Annotated in this window: 1 protein-coding gene; it reads right to left on the bottom strand. The window is 72.1% G+C overall.

Annotated features, from left to right (window positions below; genetic code table 11):
- Positions 1–233, bottom strand: a 233-nt coding sequence (locus tag SB771_RS37330; protein WP_410722321.1) for an isochorismatase family protein, incomplete at both ends; no start/stop codon positions are given.

Raw genomic sequence — 233 nt, 5'->3', positions numbered from 1 at the left:
GGCGAACGCGCTGGCCTGCGCCTTCACGATCAGATGCGCATACGGACGCTCGGCCACGACCGGGTGAAGCGCGACGCCGTCGGTGCCGGGCGCGAAGATCGTCGCGCCGGCCGGCGCGACGTGCTGGACCACGATCACCGGCACGCCGGCCGCATGCGCGGCGTCGATCGCCCGGCCGATGTTCGGCAGCGACACGTCGAGCGGCGGATACTCGATCGGCAGATTGCCGCTCA

It is taken from the genome of Burkholderia sp. SIMBA_051, assembly GCF_046534915.1.
Taxonomy (GTDB): Bacteria; Pseudomonadota; Gammaproteobacteria; order Burkholderiales; family Burkholderiaceae; genus Burkholderia; species Burkholderia ambifaria.
The sequence above is the reverse complement of the archived record's forward strand: the minus strand, read 5'-3'. Positions and strand labels throughout refer to the sequence as shown.